Raw genomic sequence first — 22,655 nt, 5'->3', positions numbered from 1 at the left:
GCGGCGGCGCGCACGTCATGGTTCATGTCTCGCCTCACGTCACGAAGAAGATCCCGGCGTCCGTGCCCGCCGGGGTGTACTCCGCGAGCCGTGCCCTGAGGCCGTCCTCGCGCTGCGGCCGGTACAGGTCGTGGAAGGCGCCCATCTCGGCGCCGTCGTCCGAGCCACGCCGGATCTCCTGCGCGCACCGGTCGGCGAGCAGCCCGTACCAGGGCGTCCCGTAGCGCTCGGAGGTGAACAACGGCCGCACGCGCCCGGCCTGTTCGGGCCCGGCGAGGTCGGGCTGGCAGCGGTAGCGCCGCGGGGTGCGCGACCCGGTCGGCACGTACGAGTACCGCAGGCAGCCGATGCCGCGCCGGGCCACGTGGAGCCGGCCCGTGAAGATCGAGTTCTCGGCGATCTGCACGGCGTGCGTGAAGATCTCACCGATCACGGTGGTGCGGTGCAGGTGCAGCACCGCGTGGGCATGGCGGCAGTCCGGCGCGGAGAGGGCCTCGCGGCCGGGGCCGGTGGCGTCGAGGATGCTGTCGCGCAGGTGGATGTCGAGGGGTTCCTCGCTCACCTCGTCGCCGATGACCTCGATGGTGCCGAGGATGCTGTGCTCGATCTGGAGGCACGCGGTGGTGCGCTCCAGCACGATGCTGGGATCCTCCGGCGAGTGCGGATCGCACTCCGGCTCCAGCGACCAGCCCGGTACGAGCGTGCAGTGCCGTACGACGACCGCGCCCATGGGGCCGGTGACATTGATGCCGCGTCCGGCGATCAGCAGGCCGTCGAGGACGATGCGCGGACGCTCGTGCGGGGCGCATTCCTCGGACACCGCACGGATGTTGAGGGCGTCCGGGCGGTTGCTGTACCAGTCGAGGAGGCGTATCACCGGCCTGGTGCCCTCGGCCGCGCGGACCTCCAGGCGGTCGCCCGGGTCGAGGTCGAAGTCCAGCTGCTCCTGGTAGGCGCCGCTGTGCGTGATCTCGATGACACCGGCGGGGCCGGTCCGGTCCGCGCGCCGGTCGTGCTGCCAGGCCCGGTAGGCGTCCATGATCTGGCGGTACGGCTGCCCGGGGCCGACCCGGTAGACCTCGGCGTCGGGACGCGGCTCGCGGTCCGGGCGGTCGTACTCGCCGCCGCCCATGTCCGCGCCGAACGCGTGGTGGTAGTCCACCCATACGCCCTGCCGGGGCGCCGACCGCGACCCGAAGGCGATCCGCCCGAGCTCCGGGTCGACGGCGACCTGGCCCCGCTTGGGCCGGTAGCGCCAGTCGGACAGGTCGGCGACCACGATGTCGGACGGCGGTACCGGCTGGTCCTCGCCGTCGCGCCGGATGACGAGGCTCTTGCCGGGGCCGTAGTGGTCGGCGAGCCGGTCGTGGAACTGACGTCGGGTGATGAACGCCGGGACGTTGTCGACGGTCGCGATGTGCGTGGGCGACGGCTCCGGGAAGGGCTTGGTGACCAGCGGGGTGTCGTTGCCCAGGATCGAGAAGGTGTACAGGTTGCGGGCGCGGTCGATGCAGTACGCCGGGGACTGCGTCAGCGCGTGCGCCTTCAGCCGCCAGACGAAGAGGGCGACCCCGGCCGGAGTCCAACCCCCTTGCCGGTGGCGTGAGTCGGCGCGACGGACGTCGACCGTGCGCGCCGTCGCGCCGAAGGGGCCGCCTGCGAGATCGAGGGCCGAGTTGTCGCGCAGGTCGACGAGACGCCCGCGCTCGCCGCGGTGGACGCCCGTGTCGCCGTGGAGCTTCACGGGCTGCGTGTGGGAGACCTGCCGGGACAGCTCGACGGCGCGGGCGGGCCAGCCCGTGACGCGCTCGGAGAGTTCCTCCAGGAGGTGGAGGGTGCCCTTGCGGCGGCGGTTGGCCACCGTCGCGGCCACGTCGGCGCGCGGGGCGACGGCCTCGGCGAGAGCGGCGCGGCCACCGTCGTGCAGGCCGGTCGTGAGGACCCGTTCATAGCCGGGCAGGGTGCGATAGCCGACCAGGTCGCCGAGGTACGGCAGCACCCAGGGCGCCGCCGTCTCCACGAACAGGTCCTCGTAGCCCTGCTCGACGCCGTCGCGCACCCGGTCGAGCTGCTCGGCGATCACCGCCAGCAGCGCGCGCAGCGGCTCGCCCTCCTCGGCGTCGCGCAACAGGTGCCAGCGGGGCAGCAGGGCGGCGAGCCCGTCCGGCTCCCTGGACGTGGTCGCCGGGGTCGCCGTATCGAACTGGACGTCCGGGGACATCACTTGACCTCCGTCAGAATCAGGGTGTCCGCGGCCTTCGGCGACAGCAGCGCGAGCTGGGCCGGGCGGATACCGCGGAAGACGAACACCGAACGGCCCTTCGCCAGGCGCCGGGTGTCGGTGATGTCGGGGTTGAGGCGCAGGAGTTCGGCGAGCGGGACGGCGTACTGGGCGCAGATCTCCGACAGTGTCTCGCCGTTCTCGGCGCGGACGCTGTGGATCTTCTCGTCGTACGTCGCCGGGTACGCCGGGACCGATGCCTTGGGCGGTCCGGGCTCGGTGAGGATCCCGGAGAGTTCCTCGGGGGTGGCGGACGCGGGGACGCCGGTGAAGACGTCCACGTCCACGTAGTCGACGCCGGGCACCGAGTGGGCCGTGGCCAGGACGTCCGAGAGGCGGGCCGGTCGGCCCAACTCCCGTCCCTGATAGCCGAGTCGGCCGAGCAGTGCCTGGCGCAGGCGCGGCTCGACGACCTGCCAGGCGTGGTCCGGGGCCACCTTCACCTTGGCGGCGAGCAGCAGCAGGACCAGCTCGCGCGCGTCCACCCGGACCGGGAGGTTGCTGTCCCCGTACTCGGTCAGCGCGCCGCGCAGGGCCCTGAGCGTGTCCGAGTCGCCGTCGATCGGTACGTCGTCCGTGCCGGCGACCGTCACGTGCAGCACGCGCCGCCGCCCGTCGAAGAGTTCACGCGCCGACGCCCGGCCGATGCCGGCGCGGGAGCGGGCGAAGTCCTCGTAGTCGGACGCGGAGACCAGGCGGTCCAGCGCCGAGACGGCGAGCGGGACGGTACGGCGGGTCAGGCCGGGGCCGTCCGCGTCCGCGCCACCCTTAGCCGGACGCGGGTTGGTCACCTGGGTGACGCCGAGCGGCCGGGTGAGGGGCTGGCTGATGCGGTCGGCGGCGACGTTGGCGGCCTTGCCGGTGCCGAAGCGGTAGCGGGCCCGGATGTTCTCGTGCCCGGACGGCAGCCGGGCGCCGTTGACTCCGTCGCCGAAGGTCACCGTCGTACGGCCGTCGGCGGTGGAGCCGGTGATGTACACCCGCTCGCCCGGGCCGCGTCCCGCGAGGCTGTCGACCTCGTGCCACAGGACGCCGTCGACCCGGACCTCGAGCACCGGGGTGGCGCCGAGGGGATTGTCGTCGGCGAGCCAGGTCAGCGGGGACTGCCAGAGCGCGAACGTCTGGTTCACACGGTCGGAGTCACCGCTGCCGATGGCCTCCTCGCGGCTCTCGCCGTGGGTGGCCGCGACGACGTTGCCGAGGATCTTCACGGTCTCGCGGCGGTAGCGGTGAGCGAGGTCGGCGGTCAGGGTCAGCCGGGTGTGGACGTGGTCGCCGGGCAGTCGGGGATCGACCGCCGGGTCCGCGGAGGCGACGGTGACCACCTCGGTGGCCTGCACGCCCGCCGTGCCCGGGATGTCGCTGCGCTCGCCGCTCACGACGAGCGTACGTCCGGCCCTCAACCCGTCGTGCAGCTGGGCGAGTTCGATCTCGTTGCCGTGGACGTCCTCGCCCAGCGGTTCGTCCGCGAGGCGGAGCGGCTCGCCGCTCGCGTGCACGGTGGTGTCGCGGATGTGGGAGAGCAGGACGTCGAACTCGTCCAGCCACGGTTCGGCGAGCGTGAGCTCGGTGCCGCGGCCGGTGATGCCGTAGTTGGTGTACGCCGCCGTACGCGCCGCGACGACCTGGGTGGTGACGAACGCGAGCTCGGAGTCGCCGGGTACGCCGTCCTGGACGCCCTTGGCGGGGCGCTGGATCGCGACCCAGCTGCCGACCGTGATGCCGGTGTGGACCGTGTCCAGTTGGAGGACGCGGCGGTTGAGGGGCTCGGGCTTGCTGGCGATGACGACCTCGACGTTGGGCTCGGTGGTGCCCACCGTGTACTTCAGGCTGACCTCGTACTCGCCGTGGGTGAACTGCTCGTCGGTGTTCGGCCGCAGGGCGATCTGCTCCGACGTGCCGTTGTGGACGCCGACGTGGACCAGGCCCTCGTCGTCCGGGCGGGACACGAAGAGGGTGCGCTCGGGCAGGCCCGAGTGGAGAAGGGCCGTGACGCCGGGCTCCTGGGAGTCGGCGGGACGGCGGTTCAGCCAGGTGAGGTCGCGGTCCTGGCCGGAGCGCACGGACAGCTCGACCTGGCCGGTGCCGAGCGGGAACCTGACCGGCTGGACGACCGGCAGGTTCTCGGCGCGCTGGTCGGAGCTGCTGCCCTCGACATACTGGAACTCCGCCCGCACCGGTGTCCGGCCCGCCGTGTCGTACACGACCCGCATGCTCGCCAGCACGGCGCCCGTGAGCGGCCAGTCCGCGGTGCGGATGACCCGGCCGCGGTCGTCCTGGACGGGCTTGAGCGGGGCCGTGGCGCCGAAGGGGGCGGCCGTGACGCGCATGGCGAGCAGTTCGCGCAGGAGCTGCGGGGTGCCGGGGGCGGCGGCCGTCCGCCAGGCCGGGTAGAGGGTGCCGAGTCCGGGGTTCAGGACGGAGAGCAGGCGTGCGGTGTCGGTGCCGGGACGCTGGGTGCCGGTGCCGCCGCCCTGGGGGGCGGGGGTCGCTGCGCGCAGGGCGGGCAGGACGGCGCCCAGGGTGCGCAGGGCGGCCGCGCGCGGATCCGCCCCGCTCCTCACGGTCTGCGTCCGCTCACCCTCGGCGGGCCGGGCGGGCGCCAACTCCATGGCCCGCTCGGCCAGTTCCGCGAGCACCGCCTCCAGTTGCTCGAACCAGGCCGCCACGTCCTCGTAGGGCTCGGCCAGCACCTGCGCCTCACCCAGCCGTGCGACGGATTCGGCGAGGCGGGCCGCGAGCCGCTCGGGGGTCCTGATGCCGTCCAGGTCGTCCCGCAGAGGTGCGAGGACCTGGTCCTCGAAGTCCTCGATCAGCCGGCTGACCGGCCGCGGGTTGGGGACCTCGGGCGTCGGCGGCTCGTCGCCCGGCTCGCCCGGCGCCTGCGGGGCGGCGGTCCAGCGCCGTACCTCGTCGACGAGTTCCTTCAGGGTCGGCGGGGCCGACTTCGGCAGGGAGATCGCCGTGATCTCGTCCTCCCGGTCGACACGCGCCTTGGCGACCGGCAGCAACTTGCGCTCACCGCCCGCCTGTTCGCCGAACACGAAGAGCAACTGGTCACCGGTCTGCAGAGAGTTCGCCGTGCCCTCGACGAACAGCTCCGAGCGGCGCTCCAGGTCCTCGGGCGTGACGAGGGAGGGACGCCGGCGGCGCACCTTCAGCTCGTTCCAGTCCCAGCGGGCCGTCAGGTCCCGGCTCGTCTCGAAGGTGAGGGACTGCTCGTCGGCCGAGGCCGGCACGCTGTGGCTGCGGGCGCCGCGCGGGATCAGCACGGGCAGGGCCTCGGCGCGCGGGTCGCGTTCCAGGGTGTACGCCAGGTGCGTGGCGGCCGCGACGCCGGGACGCGGGCGGTGACCGACGAGGCGGCCGAGCAGGACGAGGGAGCGGTGCTCGTTGGCCGTGCGGATGTAGGCCTCGTCCGCGATGCGCTCGGAGTGGAACGTGAGCAGGTCGCCGAGTACGGCGGTGGCGTCGAGCAGGCCGATCGCCGGGTCGTCCGGGGTGCGCACGGTCAGGCCTCCCCCAGCCTCCGGCCGGGGGGACCCCCATTTCGCTCCGCTCAGGGCCGGGTACGCCGGTGAGGCGAGGCGGTCGAGCAGGGCGGCCAGGAAGGAGCCGTACTCGCCGACGCGGTAGTCGAGTGCGGTGCGGCCGGGCGGGTTGTGCACGGGGGCCGGGGCGAGGCGCTCGTCGTGGCCGCCGCGACAGGTTCCGCCGCAGGTGCACTCGTCGGTCGTCGTGCCGCGGCCGGTGATCGGGCCTTGGGTCATGGAGCCGTCGGTCATCGGGCACCTCCCAGGGAAATCGCCAGCCGGCCGTTCTCCGGCCGGTCCGGGTCGTTGTCGCAGGTGGCGATCTCCAGCGGGCCGAGCCGCAGCACGCCGTCCTCCTTCTCTCCTCGGTCCGGCTCGAACAGCCGTTGCAGCCGGGTGACCTGGACGCTCTCCACGCCGGGCACGGCCGCCGCGACGGCGACCAGGCGGCTGAGCCGCACCGGTTCGCCGAAGGTCAGCGCGTCCGGGTGGAAGAAGCCACGCACACCGCGGCCGAGCACGCGGTACAGCTCGGCCAGGATCTGCCCGTGCTGATGTCCCGGCTTCGCGCACACGGTCAGCTCGATGTCCAGCGGGACCGGACGCGCGGCACCGACGACGACGTCGTGGCCGATGCGCCGGTACGGCTCCAGGGCCTGGGCGACCGACGCGAGCAGCTCGGCCGACGGGGCGCCGGTGCCGTACGCGTCCACGGCGACATGCGCCTCCTGGACGCTGCCGGTCCAGCGCAGCTCCGCCGCGGCGCGCTGTACGCCGGGCAGGGCGGTGGCGAGGGCCGCGTAGTCCTCGGCGGTGACCGCGCGCAGCCGGGTGCGGCGCAGGTCGAGGGGGGCCAACTGGCGTACCTGCTCGACGGGTTCGGGTTCCGTGCCGCCGACGGCCGGCAGCGGGTTGCGCACCACGGCGGCGGGCGGCGGCTCGCAGTCGGCCTGGACGACGAGGTGGTTGATGGCCTCCGCGCCGACGTTGCCGGCCTTGCCGCCGCCGAGACGGTAGTGCAGGGCGAGCCGGGATCCGGGCGTCGGCCTCGCGCCGTGCCGTCCGTCGCCGAACCGCAGACCGAGGCGGCCGTCGTCCTCCAGCTCACCGACGAAGTGCCGGTCGCGGGGGCCACTGGCCAGCAGGTCGCGGCGCGGCTGCCACACGGTGTCCTCGTCGTCGCCCTGGTGGACGCGTACGGCGGGCAGGGCGTGCCGCGGATCCTGTGCGAGCGCGTCGGTCGCGGAGCCGCGCAGCACCGTCTCGTCGGGGTGCAGTCCGGTCGCGTAGGCGGGGCCCCAAGTGTGCGCGATCTCCCAGGCGATGTGCCCGTCGAGCACGGTGCCGGCGCGGGCACGTGCCGTGAGGACCTCGACCCGGCGCACCTTGGTGTCGAGCAACTGGTCGCTGCGGTGCAGGAGTTCACGCAGCGCACGGACGGGATGGCGGTGGAGTTCGATGTGCTCCAGGATCCTCAGGCCGAAGATCGCCGTGAGTTCGTCGATCTCCCGCTCGGAGAGTCCGTCCCGGTCACGGGCGCTGCGCCACAGCTCGACGAGGCGCTGCCGGACCCGTCCCGGGATCGCCGCGATCCGCTCGGCCTGGCCGGCCGCGACGGTGGCCGGTTCGGGGAACGGCACCGTCTGCGCGACGGGCGCGCGACCGAGGACGGGACGGAAGCGGGGCTGGATCCCCGGGTGGACGGACTGGGCGAGCAGGCTGCGCAGGGCTGTCGCCTGCGCGTACGCCGTGCCGGGCACGACGCGTTCGTGGCGCTGGCCGGCGCGTTCCAGGCCGAGTCCGGCGCGGTTGGTGGCCGGCTCGCCGACGACCTCGAAGAGCTCGCGGATGTCGTCGGGGGTGAGGGCGTCACCGGATTCCGTGCGGTCCGTGAGGGAGTTGATGAGCCGGGCGGGGGCGTTGCCCTCTTCACGGTCGTGGCACCCGAAGGCGCGCCGGTCGCAGGAGGCGACCTCGGCCGGGACCTGCGGGACGGTGAACGTCTCGGGGAGCCCCTGCAGCGTACGACCGTGGTCCACCAGGACGACGTTGCCGCGCGCGAGGGTCACGTCGTCGACGGGCAGACAGTCGCGGCCGCCACGGGTGGTGAGGCGGAGCGGGAAACGCAGGGCGTCCGCGGCGGCCCAGGTCACCTCCAGCACCGGCTGGTCCTCGATGCGGTCCACGGCCGGGGTGACGGACGTCAGCCGGACGGCGTGGCGATGGCTGGGGTCCGCGTCACCGGGGGTGCCGGTGCGCGGGCCCTTGACCTCTTCCAGGACGAGTACGTCGCCGGGCCTGAGGTCGAGTCGCCGTTCCCGGCAGGTTTCCGGGTCCACCCACGCGTCGCGCAGGGTCGCGGAGGTGGCGCCCTTGGACAGCGTGCACACCTCGCCGCCCCAGCTCCACAGGCGGATCGCGTTGTGGGCGACGCGCAGCTCCAGCGGGTCGGCGGTGACGACCGGTTCGAAGACCTCCACCGAGCCGCGCTCGTCGAGGTCGCCGAGGTCGGTCTCGTCGATGACCGTGCCCGGCTCGGGCCGGTCGTGCGGGTCGAGGGTGCGGACGTCGACGGAGGCGAAACGGTAGGTGCCCGGCGCGAGGGTGTGATCCCGGGCGGTCTCCACGGCGACGTACGCGCGCGCCGCGCACCCGTCGTGCATCGCGTAGTCGATCAGCCGCACGTGCCGCCGTACGGAGACGCGGCGGCGCGCGGTGTCGAGGTAGGCCTCGGTGGCGACTGCGTCCTGCTGGTAGCTGATCTGGTCGCCGGTGTACGCGAGCAGTTCGACGAGGGTCACGCCCAGGTCGGCGGGGTTGCGCTCGACCCAGTCGGGTGTGGTGAGCGCGAGCCGGTCCAGGAGCAGCTTGCGGATAGTGTCGTAGTCGCGGGCCGTGTAGTCGACGACGGGAGCGGAGGGGAAGCCCGAGGCGGGCTGCTCCTCCTCCTTGCAGTCGAAGGGAGTCGGGCAGTCCGGCCGGAAGGCGAAGGTCGCGCTGTGGTAGCGCTGGTCGAAGCCGCGGTACGGCTCTGTGCCGGGCCGTCCGTACGGGTCGGTCTCGACGAGGGAGAGCCGGTAGCGGGAGGTGTCGCCGGCCCGGTCCAGGGTGACGTAGAGGCGGTCGTCGAGCTCGGGGTCCTCCTCGCGCTCCACGCTGACGTCCACGGCGGTGATGCCGGTGATGCGGCGGCCGCCGTCGACGCGGACGTTCTCGGGGCCGAGGCCGTGCGGGGCCTTGCCGAGGAAGGTGACGGTGAGCAGCAGGCCGTCGTCGCCGACCTCGACGGCGTCGATGCCGCCCAGCTGGGCGGCGCGGACCTTGGACCGGCGGGAGGTGGTCGTGGTCGTCCCGGTCATGCCGTGGCCCTCCCTTCGAAGACGTCGTCGCGTCGGGCGCCGTCGGCGCGTATCACGTACGACAGGTACACGCGGACGACGTTGTCCTCACTGACCACGTCGAGGGCCTCCACGTCGATGAGGTCGCCGAGCCAGCGCTGGAGCGAGGCCTGGACGGAGAGTTCGAGAGTGCTGATGAGTTCCGGGCTGGTCGGGGCGAAGACCAGGTCGAGGAGCCCGCAGCCGAAGTCGGGACGCATGACGCGCTCGCCGGGGCTGGTGAACAGCAGTTGCTCGATGAGGTCGTGCACGTGCTCGCCGCGGGTGGCGTGCGCGGTACGGCCCCGGCGGTCGGCGCGGAAGGGGAAGGCGATGTCGGAACGGGGCCTCGTTCCCCGGCTGGTGGGGCTCATCGGACATTGACCTTTCGCTGCGCGACCTGGACGACGGGCGGTCCCTGCGGCACGAAGGCCGCCGAGAAGCACTGGGCCGCGGAGGTGTCGAGCAGCACGGGCGCACCGTCGACGGTGATCCCGGAGCCGTCGGCTGTCCAGCGGACCGTCACGCACGGCGAGGGCACGCGGTGCACGGTGTGCGGACAGCCGGTCACCACGTAGCTGTGCGCGGCGGTGGCAGCGGCGGCGCCCGCGAGGCGCACGCCGCCGGAGGATGTGGTGGCGGGCGCGACGCGGCCGCCGTGCGGACAGCCGATCACGGCACCGGCGTCGAGCAGAGTCCCGGGCATGGTTCGTGGTCCCCCGTATTCCTTCGTCGCTTTCATCGTTCTCGTCGCTGTCATCGCTTCGAGAGCACGGTCAACTGGCCTTCGTTGATGGTCACTTCGTTGCCGCGCAGCAGGATCTCGGCGCCCGCGCCGGTCGAGATGACCACGGCCTCCTTGGTGATGCGGATGTAGGCGCCGCCTTGGGCCTGGAGCAGAATCCCCTGCTCGGCGCCGGGCGTGTCATTCATGACGAGCTTGTGTGCCTGCGGCGTCTGCACGACCACGGGCTTGTTGGGCGAGCCGGCCTGGAGCTCGCGGCGCGCGTCGGGCGGGAGCTCGTCCGCGGCCCCGTACCAGCACCCGGTCCACACGGGGAAGCTGGGATCCCCCTGCTCGAACTCCACCCACACGCCCGCCCCGGGCGGCGGCACCACGAACTGTCCCGACTGGGGCCCGGTGAACGGCAGACAGGGCAGCGCCCACGTCGACGGCTCGTCACCGAGGACGTCCGGGACCTCGACGGTGATACGGCCGATGCGCAGCGGGTCGTCGTTGCTGACGACCCGGCCGCGGAACTTGCCGAGGTAGCGATTGCTGGGTGCCGCCATGGTGGAGGTGCTCCTGGTCGATGGGACTGGGGTGTACGGGCGTGCGGGTGTGTGGCTGTGTGCGTGTCCACCGCTTACGGCCGGACGTAGTCGCTGCGGGCTTCGAGTCCCTCTCTGGAGACGGTGAAGTTCTGCTGGTACGAGCCCGGACGCAGGTTGTGGGTGACGGACTTGACGTAGTAGTCGCCGTCGTACGCTCGTCCTGCGCCGCGTACACCGACGAGCTGGCGGGGCTGGAGGATGTAGCCGTGCCGGTTGACGTCGAGCGAGCCGGAGCCGGAGACGACGTCGGCGGACACGGCGGCGCGGGCGAGGAGTTCGGCCTCGGCCTGCTCGCGCTGCTGCTTGGCGGTGCCGGCGAGCGTCCTGCGCTTCAGGGCAGGGGTGGGCCGCTTGCCCAAGGGCGGGCGCAGCGGGCTGATCGACGGTTGCGGCAGCAGGGCGGACTGCCGGGTCTCGGGGTTCTGCCAGCGGGCCTGCGGCTCTTCCCGGGCCGTCCCGTCGTACGCGAACGTCATCTGGTCGACGGTCGAGTTGGCGTCCATGTTGACGTTGAGGGCGTGCTGACGGATGCCGAGGCGGACTTCCGGCCCCCAACGGGCGGATGACTGCCCGGGGTTGGGACCGGGCTCCAGGTAGAAGGTGTACCCGTTCGCGCGGGCGAGCTCGGTGACGTACTGGAGGTCGGTGCCGGTCTGGTAGTGCACGCGGAGATCCTGGTGCGGGGGTTGGGCGACCTTCTCGGTGTAGACGTCGGGCCGGATGCCGTAGTCGGAGTAGCGGCGCAGGATGTTGAGCACGCGCTCGGACGGCGGGAGATTGGGATAGCGGGCGGTGCGCTCCTCGAGATCCATGAGCAGCGTCAGGTCCTCGCCGGTGACGGTGAGGGTGGAGTGGCCGGGCTGGTTGCTGGCGCCGACCTCGTGGCGGACGACGAGGCCGTCGAAGAGGACGTCCGGGGTGCCCTTGACGCTGACGGTGACGATGATCCGGGTCTTGGGGTCGAAGAACCCCTCGGGCAGCAGCCGTCGGCTGATGATCCCGTTCTTGGTGAGGTCGAAGGCGATCTGAAAACCGCTGCGCTCCCCCGCCGTGGCGGTGATCTGCGCGGACAGCAGGGCCTCGGTCACCTCGGCCGGGACGGGCCGGGCGAGCTTCGGCCCCATGAGGAGCGTGATGTGAACGGGGCCCTGCCCCACGGGCAGATCAAACACGCCGGTCTCCCCTGCCGCCGGGGAACCCGCCGGCCAGCGGGATGTCGATGACGCGCCCGGCCTCGTCGGTCAACTCGCGTGGATCCAGTACGGGATTGGCGTCGGCGATCTGCCACCACTGGCCGACGTCGCCGAAGTAGCGCTGCGCGAGCAGGTCGGGACGCTCGCCGGCGCCGACGGTGTGGGGCTGGGTGAGGTCGCCGTCGGGGGTCGGGTCGAGCGGGGGCAGCAAGCGGCGCTTGGTGTACCGGACTTCGCTGCCGTCGGGACGGCGGTGGATGCCGATCTCGGCGTCGTGGTAGCGGCTGGTACGTGGATAGGGATGTGCGCCCGGAATGGCGTCCAGGGCGTTCTCGTACGGCTCGATCTCAGCCATGGTTGTCCTCCTCAGCCCCTTCCGAACGCGATGTTGGTTCCGGCTCCGGTGCCGAATACGCCTCCGGCACCGCCCCCGCCTCCGCCGAGCCCGAGCGAGCCGAGGCTGCCGCCGCGCGCGGCTGCGGCGAGCCGCTCCTTCTGCGCGAGGTGGGCCATGTACAGGTCGGCGCCCCGATGACCGGCAGGCAGGTCACTGACCGTGAGGATCTTCATCCCGATGCTGAGGGAGGCGCGGATCGGGTTGAGGTTCACGTCAAAAGCGGACTCGTTGACGGACAACTCGGTGAGCCGCACGGGCATCACCCGCTTGCTCCCCCAGGTGAACAGCGTGAGCGGCATCTCGATCGGGCTGATCTCGATGGCACCCTTCTGGGACAGCTTCATCGCTGCGCGCAGCTGGGCCGTGGTCGGTTGCACCAGCATTTCGAGCGTGGCGAGCTGCGGGTGGATGCCGTCGGGCGCCGCGATCTCGAACTGGTCGGTGGCGTCGATCTCCGCGGTGAACTTCCAGGTCTCCTGGGCTGGGCCCTTCAGCCTGAGCGCTTCGTTTCGGTCACCACTCCCGGTGCCACCACTCCCGCTGTCGCCGCTGTCGCCGGCGGACTGGGGGGAGACGCTGCGCTCCAGGGTGTCCGGGTTGAACTGCAGGACGATGATCCGCTGGGGGGTGCCGGTGTCGGGGTTGACCACGACTATTCCGGAGCGGATGGGTTTGGGGATGTCGGCGTAGCGGGTCACAGGCGTTCCTCCAGACGTTCGCGCAGCTCCGTGTAGTCGTGCTGCGGGAACAAGTCGGGAAAGCGACGCAGCATGGCCTTGGCGCTCTCGGCGACGTGATACAGGTCGTCGTTCAGCAAGGACAGATCAGTGAAGAGGTACTGCCATCCATGCGTGCCTTTGGTGACTGCGAGCGCTTCGAGATAGCCGAGATAGTCCAGGTCCATCCGCTGGGCACCCAGGCGTGCGTCCCACACCCAGATCTCCAACGGTGCGGTGTTCTGCTGCAGCCGGACCAGCCCGAAGAGCCCGGTACCGGAGCGGGGGTGGCCGTCGATCTGCCGGAACTGCGCGAGGAGTTCCCGCTCGTCCGGTGGCGAGCCCTCCCAGGCCAGCGGCGGTGCGGGTTCGAAGATCGCGCGATAGAACTGCGGAATCCTGAATTCTCCCGTGAGTTCCTTCGCTGCCTCATTGCCACGCCAGTGGCAGGCGACCCTGCGGAAGCGAGGAGCCTGCTCGGCGATCGCGGGGTCGACTATGACGTGCTCCAGTTCCGGGAGCAGGGCCGCCGCCTCCATGGCTTCCCCCGCAAGTTGCTCAGCTGATGCGCCGTTCGGCCCCTCGGCCTCGCTCTCCACTGCCAACTCCTGGTGCGCCACTCCGATCTCCGGGCAGTCGCCGAGTTCTTCCAGAGCTGCCAGGAGCAACTGTTCGTAGCGGGTCGGGGATTCGATGGTCCGTCCCTCGGAGGGCGTCATGACTCATACCTCTTCTTCCAGGGTGATGCGACCCTCTTTGATGCCGTTGAAGATGTTCGCCAGACGGCGTTCCTTGCCGGGGAGCCGCCCGCCCCTCTTCTTGTTCTTCTCGTGCCTCACGACGGCCCGTGCGATGTCCAGCCGACTGTGGAACGGACGCGCCTTGACCAGGACGTCGACGAATTCGTCCGTCTCGCGGAGCATGCGCCGGATCTTGTCGGGAGAGGCGCTGTTGAGGTGGAGCCTACGTTCCTTCGACGGCGGATCCGGGTCCTTGCTGAAGGGCTGCGTCCGCGGACTCTCGTCCTTCTCCCAAGTCCGCTTTTTCCGGTTCTCCCAATAGGTGCCCCACGCCGATTCAATGAAGTTCGGGAAGCCCTGAGGCACGGGCGGACCGTGATAGGCGACTCGCGATCGGTACCAGATCATCTGTTCCTGGCCCGTATGGACGAGATGGAGCGCGTCCTTGGCGTACTGCTCGACTCCGTGCAGGAAGGGGATGTTCACGCCCGGACCGCTGGCAGGTACGAGGTTCTTGCCCCTGGCCGGCCCGCCGATGGCGTCGGGCAGCAAGTGCATCTTCACCCAGTAGTCGCTGGAGTCGTCGTTCAGGTCGTTGTCCTGGATGTACTGCCAGCCAACGGGCTGGTCGTCCGGTGCGGCGTTGGCCGGTGTGCCCTTGCTCCTCTTGTTCAAGTACTCGGCGGTGAAGGGATCAGCAGGACTGGACGCGTTCGGGAAGGGCGGGATCTGCGGATCCGGCAGAGGTACCGGATGGGGTCGCAGCCTCAGGTGACCGGCCAGGACGTCCAGTTCCTTGCGCAGCGCGGCGTACGTCGGCTGCCACTTGCTGCGCAGCCTCGCCTGTTCCTCCCGCATCACCTTGGCCGGCAACTTGTCCTGGAGTGCCTCCGCTCGCTGGTAGCTGGCTTCAGCCGCCCTGATCGCGGACTGCTGCGCCGCCCGGTCCGCGGAGTCCTGGACCTTGGCGAGCTCCCGCTCCCACTCGCCAAGGAAACCGGGCACCCCGATGGGCGTGCTGTGCACGTGCAGGTCCGCCCGTGGCCCCTTGCCGTGAAACATCAGGGTGTGGACGTCGTCGGTGTCGTCCCGGAACCGTGCCTTGGGCAACGTGAGATCGCGCATCGACCGCTCGTCGCGGCGCTCCCTGTCGTTGCTCTCCCGCCTGCGGGAACGGTCGTCGCGCAGGCGGTCCCGACGACGGCGCCACAGGTTCCGCAGGCGGCGCATGCGGTCGTTCAGTCTGCCGCCGAGCCTGCGACGAGCCTTGCCGTACAGCTTGCGTCCCGCCCGACGCGCCCTGTTCATTGCCGACTTGACGGTCTGGCGAGCACGCCGGACCCTGCCGGGGCGACGCTCATGGGTTCGCCGGGAAATTTCGTCGTCCCCGCGCTTGTCGTCACGCCTGTCGTCGTCCCGGCGGCGCCCGTCCTTGCGGAGGTCCATCGGGTCACGGTCATCCGTCCGGTCCGCACCACGACGGCGCCGGTCAGGTCTCAGCGTGTCACGGGCCGGTCCCCTGCGCTGGGAGCGTGTTGTCCGCTCGCGCTTGTCGTCGTCGCGTGCGCTGCGCTCCGCGTCCCGTGCGCGCTTCCTGGCCGCGTTCACCTCACGGCCCTCCTCGCGACGTTCATCGTCGTCGCGGCGCTTCTTGGGCCTGGTGGTGTGTGAGGGGCGCGGCTTCTTCTCCGGAGAGGAGCGCTTGCCGGGGCGGGGCCTGGACTGAGGGCGGGACGCCTTGTCCGTCGAGGGCTTGCGCGGGACCGGGCGGCCGACCGGCCCGTCCTTGTCCTCGTCGTCCTTCGGCTTGTCGTCCTTTGGTTTGTTCGGGGCGGCCGGCTGGCCCGGGGCGTCCGCCTGCGCCGGCTTGTCCTTCTTCGTGCGGATCTTCTTCAGCATGTCGCCGAGCCGGTCCGCGACCTTGCCCATGAACCGGCCTACGCCCTCGATCAGGAACGTGTAGACCAGCTCCAGCAGCGCCACGACACCCGCCGCGACCGCCTTCGCGAACGGCAGCGCGCCGTTGCCGCTCTTGACGGACTTGAGGAAGTCCATGAAGAGGCCGAACGCGGCGAGGATCTCGCTCAGGGCGCCCCACGCCGTTTGGATGGCGTCGATGATCGCCATGACCCAGCCGGCGCCGGGGATGAGCTTGGCGACGACCTTCTCGACGACCATCACTCCGATGATGACGGGGAGTTGGGGCAGCGCCTCGTCCCACGCCATCTGGGCCATCTGGTCCACCGTGACGCCGCCGTCGAGCAGCGCCTGGAAGTCCTCCATCGGGATGCCGATGATCTCCTGGACCTTCTGGTTGAACCAGGCTCTGACCGCGGTCTTGATCTCGTTGAAGAGGTGTTCCTTGGCACCGGTCTCGGCGGCGGCGCCCGCCTTGCTGATCCAGTCGCCCGGGTCGGAGACGATGTCGTTGAAGATGGCCGCCCATTCGCCGAGAGCCGCGACGGCGGCGGCGCCGAACTCCAGCGCGCCGACGGTGACGGACTCGGCGACGTCGACGGCCGCCAGCAGCCCGGTCTCCAGCATGTCCAGGCCGGCGAGCAACGCCCCGCACAGCCCGTCGAGCAGCTTCCCGGCGACCTCCTTGAGGGCGTCGGCGAACTCGTTGACCTTCTGTACGGCCCAGTCACGCGCACCGTCGATGGTCCGGCGCCACTTGTCGCGCATCGCCGGGTAGTCGGCGAGGAGTTCGTCGCCGAGGGCGATCAAGGCGTCGGCGAAGGTGTTGATCTGATCGATGACCCAGTTGCGGGCGTCGTCGATGAGCTTGAAGACCTGCTGCTTGAACTTGTCGATGAGGTCGGTGACGATCTGCCGGGCCTTCTCGAAGATGCCCTTGATCGCGTTCTTGAGCCCCTCGAAGAACTCCTTCAGCTTCTCGATGGCCTCTTCGAGCCAGTTGTCGGCGTCGTCCTTGCCCTCGTTCTGCTTCTTCTCCGCGTCCTGCTCGGCGTTGGTCTGTTCCGTCTCGATCTTCTTGTTGTCGTCCTCGGTGCGCTTGTCGACGTCCTTGTCTGTGTCCTCTTCCTTCTTCGTGATGTCCTTGCGGACCTGGTCGTACTTCTTGCCCTTCTTGCCGTCGATCTCCGAGACCTTGTCGTCCTGCTCCTTGCGCCACTGGTCGCGGGAGTCGGAGATGTCGGAGCGGCCCTTGTCGCGGGCGTCGGCCTGCTTCTTGCCGCTGGCGTCGACCTCGCGCTTGAGGTCCTCGTCGTACTGCTTGCGGTCGTCGGTGGACTTCTTGTCCTTGGCCTGGCGTTCCTGGCCCATCTGCTGCCGGCCCTGGGCGAAGCCTGCCTGGATCTGGGGTCCGCGGTCGTGTTCGGCCACGGCGGAGGCGGACTCGATGGGCACGCCGCCGGACACCGAGCGCGGGCCGCCCGCCTTCGCGCCGCCCTTCCCGCCGGCGACCTTGCCGGTCAGGGTCTCCTTGGGAACGTCCGGGTAGAGCTGGTCCTCGCCCATCGGCAGCCCGGCGTCGGTGCGGCCCGACCGGTGCAGCTCGTTCTTCCGCTCGTCGAGCTTCTGGCCCTGTTCGTCCGTGCGCTGCGGATCGGAGTCGTTCTCCAGAGGCAGCCGCGGGGCGTCGCCCACGCGGGTGTTCTGGAGGCCCTCGTCCTTGGTCGGAAGCCCGAGGATGGAGTCGATCAGATCGTCGAGCGGCAGGATCTCCTTGAGCAGCTTGCCGAACAGTTGGGCGCCGATGGTGAGGGCGATGTCCCACCAGCTCGGCTCCGGCACGTTCGCCCCAGGCACCTCGCCTTCCGGCTTCTGGTCGCCGGTGATCTCGGGCGTCTTGCCCGCCGCGGCCTCCGTGCGGGCGACCTTCGCGTTGGTGTAGATGCCGGGGGTCGCGGGGGTCGGACCGCCGGGGACGGTGCGCGGTGAACCGGACGGCCGTTGCGTGGTCGGCGGCGCCTTGCGCAGCGCGGTGCGCTCCTTGTCGACGGAACGGCCGACGGCGGAGTCGACGCCCTTGAGGGTCTCCAGGGCCTGATGCGGCTTGAGGGACCCGGCGGTGGCCAGGCCCGACTCGGGTGTGGCGTTGGAGACGTCCGGGGCCGGGGCCTCCTTCTTCGCCTTCGCACCACCGGCGGGTGCGGTACGGCCGCCGGCACCACGGCCACCGGACCGAACGGGTGCGGGTGCGGAAGCCGTACTGCCGCGGCTCCCGCCGCTCTTGCGGGCGGTCTTTGCGGCTTGTCGCGCCGCCTGCCGCTTGCTCCCTGCGGGCTTGGGGCGCGAGCCCGTCGAGCCTCCCGTGGCCCCGCCGGATCCCCGTGCTTCGGTGGTCTTCGGGGCGTTGGTCCTCGCCTGCGGTCCCGCGGCCATGGGGGAAGGACCGTTGCCCGGAGCCAGTTTCGGCGCGGCGACGGGTCCCGGCGTGGAGACCTTGTCGGGGCCGGTGACAGGGCCGGGGGACGTGGCGTTGCCGTTGCCTTCGGTCACATCCTCGTTGCCGGGACCGGGCGTGTTCGGTGCGGGCTCCGTACCGCCCTTTCCTTCATCTGCGCCGCTCCCGGTTGGGCCCGGGCCGCTCTCGGCCTGTCCCGCTCCCTTGCCCGCCTTCTGCTGCGTACCGTTCCCGGAGCCTGAGTCGGCTCGCGTCCCGCTCCTGTCCGATGCGCCCCCCGCCGTAGAAGCCCCTCCTCCTTCGCCGCCGCTCCCCCCATCGGACGCACCCTGGGCGTTACCCGACGGCGTACCGGCCGTCTGAGCGCGAGCGTCCTCACCCGCCTTGTCCAGTTGCCCGGGGTCAGCTGTCTCCCCGGTCCGTGGAGCCGTTTCGCCTCCGGCTTCATCAGCGCCGCGCGCCGCCTCATCGCGGCGTCGGGCCTCGGCGTCCTCGCGTTGGTCCTCGTCGCCCTTCTTGTCCCACTCCCGTCCGGACAGATCCGTCGCGGGCGTTCCTGCGGACTCACGGCCCGGCAAACCCGTGACGCCGCTCCCGCCGTCCTCCCCGGGGCCGAGGTCCTGCTCGGCCGTCGCGGTACTCAGCAGATCCTGAAGCGCCTGGTCCTCGGAGTCGTCGCCGTCTTTACGCGCCTCCGTGTCCAGCGAGGCACCGGATTCGGTCGCCGCCCCGGCCGTGTCCGGGATCGGTTCGACACCGGACGTCTTCGGGCCGACGAGTGGCTGCGCGCCCTTCCTCCTCCGCCTCTCGAAGGGAGCCAGGTTCTTCGGGTCGTCCGACGGCGCGGCACGATCGATGTCGGCATCAGGGGCGCTGCGACGCCCCTCCTCACCGGATTCCGGTTCCTCGGTCGAGGCATCGTCCGCGGGCTCCGGTTCCAGACCCAGCGGTTCGTCGTCGGCGCCTTCCTCGTTCTCCGGGTCTCCGATGCGGCGGGTCGGCTGGGCCTCCCCGCCGGTCCTGGCCTTCTCGCCCGGCTCCGCCCCACTCCGATCGACGGACGACGTCTTGACGGCCTGTCCACCGGCAACCTCGGCCTGCCGTTCCTCCTGCTCCCCACCCTGCTTCTCCGGCTCCGGCGCGGCCTCCTCCCGAGCCCCGTCCGTTTCCTCCTGCGCCTGTTCCTCGTCGCGCTGGTCCTGCTGCTTCTGCTCCTTCTGGTTGTCCGCCGCGTCCTCGCGTTCGTCGTCGGCGTCCTTCTGCGCGCCCTGGCCGGCGGTGTTCCGCTCCTCCTGGCGATCCTGGGAACGTTCCTGCTGCCGCCCGGCCGACTGCTCCCGGTCCCCGGCAGCGCCTTGCTCGTCGGCCTCCGCGCCGTCCGCGTCCTGGTCCTGCCGGTCGCCGGACGCTTCGTCGTCCTCGTTCCGCCGACCGCCGGGAACCGGCCGGCCGTCGTCCTCCTGGCGGTCGTGCCCCGCCCCGGGAGTGTCCGCGCGCCGGTCTTCCTCCTGCCGCTCCTCGGCCGAAGCCCGTTCGCGCTCCTCCTCGGCCTCCGCAACGGCATCGGGCAAGGCCAACGGGGCCGCGGCGGCATCCGACGGCAGTGGTCCGGCCTGCTCCGTCTCCTCAACAGCCTCCACCAGCCGGTCGATCACCGGCGTGGGCAGCCGCAGCTCCAGCCGGTCGAGCACGATGTCCTGCACCTGGGGCGCCATCCGCGCCAACTGCAGCCGGACCCGCCCGGACCGGTCCTCAGGGTCACCGCGCAGGGAGCGCAGCAGAGTGTTGGCCATGCGGTCGACGACAGTCGCCGGATCCAGTTGCTCCATACGGCGCTGGTCGGCGTCGACCGTTGCGTACCTCAGCCAACCGGGCGTGGCCTGCCCCTGCTCGACGTCCATCTGCTCGGCAGCCGTCGGCTCCGGCTGCTCCACGAGGTCCCGCGCCGCCTCCTCCGCCTCCCGCTCGATCGCCTGCTGCGGCACACTCACCGCGCCCAACTCCCGCCCGGCGCGCAGCGCCCCGAGACCGTGCGGGTTCTGGACGGTGTGCAAGAGCTCGTGGGCGAGGAGGCGGCGTCCCTCGTCCGTGCCCGGCTTGAAGGCGCCCTCGCGGAAGAAGATGTCCTGGCCCACGGCCACCGCGTCGGCGCCGAGCAGCTCGGTCAGCTGCCCGGCGTCACGGCCGGTGTGCAGCCGGACGCGGCTCAGGTCGTGCCCGAGCCGCTCCTCCAACTCCCGCCGTACGCCGGGGTCGAGAGGCTGCCCGGCGCCGCTGACGATGTCCTTCGGCTCGGGTGTACGGGACTTGGCGGCACGCTCCTTGCGCTTGCGGCGGCGCTGTTCGGCGGCCTGCTCGGAGTGGGCGTCCTGGGCCTGGGAACTCATCGGGTCACCTCCCCGTGGCCGCTGAGCCCTTCGTGCACGGCCCGGGCCAGTTCCTGGCCGAGGCGGCGGGCCGACAGACCGGCGGGCAGGGGCGGCAGGCCGGACAGCGCTTCGAGGGCCAGTGCGCCGCCCGTGGCCAGCGGGACGCCGTGGGCGTGGACCAGTCGGGTCAGTTCGCGTTCGAAGGCGTCCGACACCCGCTCCGGGTCCACGCGGAAGCCGTGGAGGGCGAGTTCGCCGATCTCGACCCTGATCTCACGAGGTTCCCGGACCTCACGGGTCTCCCCGTTCACACCCATCCCCGCACCTCCCCCGGAGTCAGCGAGCGCTCCAGCTTCTGGTACTCCGTGCGAGCCGCCGCCAGCATGTGCCGCATCTGCAGGCGGTCGCCCTCCTCGGCCGCGAGGAAGGCGCCGGACAGCGCGATGTTGCGGATCGAGCCGCCCGCGACGGTGAGTTGGGCGAGGAGCCCGGGGTCGATGTCCTTGACCGGGGCCCTGGACGGGAGCACGCGGCGCCAGATCTCGGCGCGCTCGTGCTCGGCGGGGAAGGGGAAGTCGACGACGAAGCGGATGCGGCGCAGGAAGGCCGTGTCGAGGGCCTTCTTCATGTTGGTGGTGAGGATGGCGAGGCCGCGGTAGGCCTCCATCCGCATCAGCAGGTAGCTGACCTCCAGGTTGGCGTACCGGTCGTGGCTGTCCTTGACCTCGCTGCGCTTGCCGAACAGGGCGTCGGCCTCGTCGAACAGCAGCAGCGCGCCGCCGCGTTCGGCGGCATCGAAGACCCGGCGGAGGTTCTTCTCGGTCTCGCCGATGTACTTGCTGACCACCTGGGAGAGGTCGACGATGAACAGGTCGAGGCCGAGTTCCTTCGCCATCACCTCCGCGGCCAGCGTCTTGCCCGTGCCGGAGCCGCCCGCGAACATCGCGGTGACGCCGAGGCCGCGGCGCAGGGTGCCCGCGAAGCCCCACTCCTGGTGGACGGTGGGCCGCTGCCGTACATGCGCGACGATCTCGCGCAGCACGCCCGTCTGCCGATCGTGCAGGACCAGGTCGTCCCAGCCCGCCCCCGGTTCGATCCGGCGGCCCAGCTCGTCCATGCCGATCCGGGCCTCCTCCATGCCCGCCCGCCAGGCCAGTTCGGCGGCGTCGAGGGAGTCCTCGTACGGCAGTCGGCGGCGTACGGTCGCGGCGGCGGACCGGATGACGTGCGGGGGCAGCTGGAACTGGGCCACCAGGGACCGCAGTTCGCCGTCGTCGAGATCGGCGACGGGGTGGAAGGCCTGGGCCCAGAGTTCGGTCTGCTCGTCGTCGTCGAGGCGGGGTACCGCCACGCGTGCGCCGTGCGGGCGGTCCGTGCGCAGCGGGTCCTCGCTGGAGACGACGACCGGTACGGCGGCGCCGGCCAGGAACGCCTCGGTCGCCGCCCGCTGGTCGCGGTCCAGCTCGCCGACCTCGACGAGGAGCGCGGCGGGCAGCAGGATCGCCTCGCGCTGCCAGAGCCGGGCGAGCCCGTCGCGTTCGGCGGGGTCGGCCGGGATGTCCTCGGCACCCATCGCGTACAGCCCGAGCCCTGACCGGGCTGCCGCCGCGGCGGCGATGTCGGCACGGCTGCGCAGGTCACCGCCGGTCACTTCGACGAGCAGTGGCGCGTCGGGGTTCGCCCCCGTCGTCCAGCCCTCGGCGACCCGGCTCGCGGCGCCGTCGTACGACGGCGGCAGCTGGTCCGGCGTCGGGGTGCGGCGCAGGCGGCCGTGCAGACGGGCGTCGAGGTAGGGCGAGCCCAGCAGGAAGTGCAGGATGCGCTCGTCGAGGCGTAGTCGGGAGGTCGTCAGCCGGGACTCGTCGTCGAGCTCGACGATCCGCCAGCGCCGTAGCGGCGCGACGGGGGTGAGTGCGCTCCAGTGCGGCTCGGCGAGCGCGGCCAGGGCCAGCGAGAAGGTCGGGTACGCCCGCTGCGGATCGCCGCAGGCCGCGGCACAGCGGGCGGCGGTCGTGGGGTCCAGTTCGTCGGCGGCGGCGAGGAGGATCAGGTCGCGTTCGAAGGGGGTGAGGCCGAAGCAGGTGAGGAGGGCGTCGAGGGGGGCGGTGCCGGGGGCGGCCAGGGGGGCCGGGCTCGTCGCAGGGCTGGCTTCCGCGTCCGGTGCCTCTCCGGCGCCGGCGGCATGGGCATCGATCCGGGACAGGACACGCCTGATTTCCTCGATCAGCTTCGCGCCCACGTCGGGACCGCCTCCCGTACCCGAAGTGCCATAGGTACCAGAAGTGCCAGAAGCGCCAGAAGTGGCCGCCGTGCCCGCCTCGTTCGTCCCCATGTGCCCACCT

13 protein-coding genes are annotated in these 22,655 nt (G+C 71.6%); all 13 read right to left on the bottom strand.

Going from position 1 to position 22,655, the window contains the following annotated elements:
- Positions 1-34 precede the first annotated feature (34 nt).
- The 13 genes from ACWGDB_RS28215 to ACWGDB_RS28155 all read right to left on the bottom strand — a co-directional run bounded on the left by ACWGDB_RS28215 (position 35) and on the right by ACWGDB_RS28155 (position 22,645).
- The gene (locus ACWGDB_RS28215) at positions 35-2,221 is read right to left on the bottom strand and encodes a hypothetical protein (protein ID WP_453824989.1); all 2,187 of its coding nucleotides are present in this window, start codon (positions 2,219-2,221) and stop codon (positions 35-37) included.
- Positions 2,221-6,066, bottom strand: coding sequence for a putative baseplate assembly protein (locus ACWGDB_RS28210; RefSeq protein ID WP_453824988.1), 3,846 nt, complete (start codon positions 6,064-6,066; stop codon positions 2,221-2,223). Before ACWGDB_RS28210 ends, ACWGDB_RS28215 begins: the two co-directional genes overlap by 1 nt.
- Positions 6,063-9,173, bottom strand: a complete 3,111-nt coding sequence (locus ACWGDB_RS28205; RefSeq protein WP_453824987.1) for a putative baseplate assembly protein — start codon at positions 9,171-9,173, stop codon at positions 6,063-6,065. Before ACWGDB_RS28205 ends, ACWGDB_RS28210 begins: the two co-directional genes overlap by 4 nt.
- Complete coding sequence (locus ACWGDB_RS28200) at positions 9,170-9,565, bottom strand: GPW/gp25 family protein (RefSeq protein WP_383629918.1); 396 nt, start codon at positions 9,563-9,565, stop codon at positions 9,170-9,172. Before ACWGDB_RS28200 ends, ACWGDB_RS28205 begins: the two co-directional genes overlap by 4 nt.
- Complete coding sequence (locus ACWGDB_RS28195; protein ID WP_453824986.1) at positions 9,562-9,897, bottom strand: hypothetical protein; 336 nt, start codon at positions 9,895-9,897, stop codon at positions 9,562-9,564. Before ACWGDB_RS28195 ends, ACWGDB_RS28200 begins: the two co-directional genes overlap by 4 nt.
- 50 nt (positions 9,898-9,947) lie before the next feature.
- Complete coding sequence (locus ACWGDB_RS28190; RefSeq protein WP_328429409.1) at positions 9,948-10,484, bottom strand: phage baseplate assembly protein V; 537 nt, start codon at positions 10,482-10,484, stop codon at positions 9,948-9,950.
- Between the two features lie 74 nt (positions 10,485-10,558).
- Positions 10,559-11,698, bottom strand: a complete 1,140-nt coding sequence (locus ACWGDB_RS28185; RefSeq protein ID WP_453824985.1) for a hypothetical protein — start codon at positions 11,696-11,698, stop codon at positions 10,559-10,561.
- The gene (locus ACWGDB_RS28180; protein ID WP_369269476.1) at positions 11,691-12,074 is read right to left on the bottom strand and encodes a hypothetical protein; all 384 of its coding nucleotides are present in this window, start codon (positions 12,072-12,074) and stop codon (positions 11,691-11,693) included. The genes ACWGDB_RS28185 and ACWGDB_RS28180 overlap by 8 nt, the downstream gene beginning before the upstream one ends.
- Before the next feature lie 11 nt (positions 12,075-12,085).
- The gene (locus tag ACWGDB_RS28175) at positions 12,086-12,814 is read right to left on the bottom strand and encodes a hypothetical protein (protein ID WP_453824984.1); all 729 of its coding nucleotides are present in this window, start codon (positions 12,812-12,814) and stop codon (positions 12,086-12,088) included.
- Positions 12,811-13,551 carry a hypothetical protein gene (locus ACWGDB_RS28170; protein WP_453824983.1) on the bottom strand — a complete coding sequence of 247 codons (741 nt, stop codon included), beginning with the start codon at positions 13,549-13,551 and terminating at the stop codon, positions 12,811-12,813. The genes ACWGDB_RS28175 and ACWGDB_RS28170 overlap by 4 nt, the downstream gene beginning before the upstream one ends.
- A 3-nt stretch (positions 13,552-13,554) precedes the next feature.
- Positions 13,555-20,331 carry an eCIS core domain-containing protein gene (locus ACWGDB_RS28165; RefSeq protein ID WP_453824982.1) on the bottom strand — a complete coding sequence of 2,259 codons (6,777 nt, stop codon included), beginning with the start codon at positions 20,329-20,331 and terminating at the stop codon, positions 13,555-13,557.
- Positions 20,328-20,630 (bottom strand): hypothetical protein, encoded by a 303-nt coding sequence (locus ACWGDB_RS28160; protein WP_453824981.1) that lies wholly within the window; start codon positions 20,628-20,630, stop codon positions 20,328-20,330. Before ACWGDB_RS28160 ends, ACWGDB_RS28165 begins: the two co-directional genes overlap by 4 nt.
- Positions 20,621-22,645 carry an ATP-binding protein gene (locus ACWGDB_RS28155; RefSeq protein WP_453824980.1) on the bottom strand — a complete coding sequence of 675 codons (2,025 nt, stop codon included), beginning with the start codon at positions 22,643-22,645 and terminating at the stop codon, positions 20,621-20,623. The genes ACWGDB_RS28160 and ACWGDB_RS28155 overlap by 10 nt, the downstream gene beginning before the upstream one ends.
- Positions 22,646-22,655: the final 10 nt, after the last annotated feature.

Source organism: Streptomyces sp. NPDC055013 (assembly GCF_053608645.1).
This window is presented reverse-complemented; position numbering and strand designations above follow the sequence as displayed.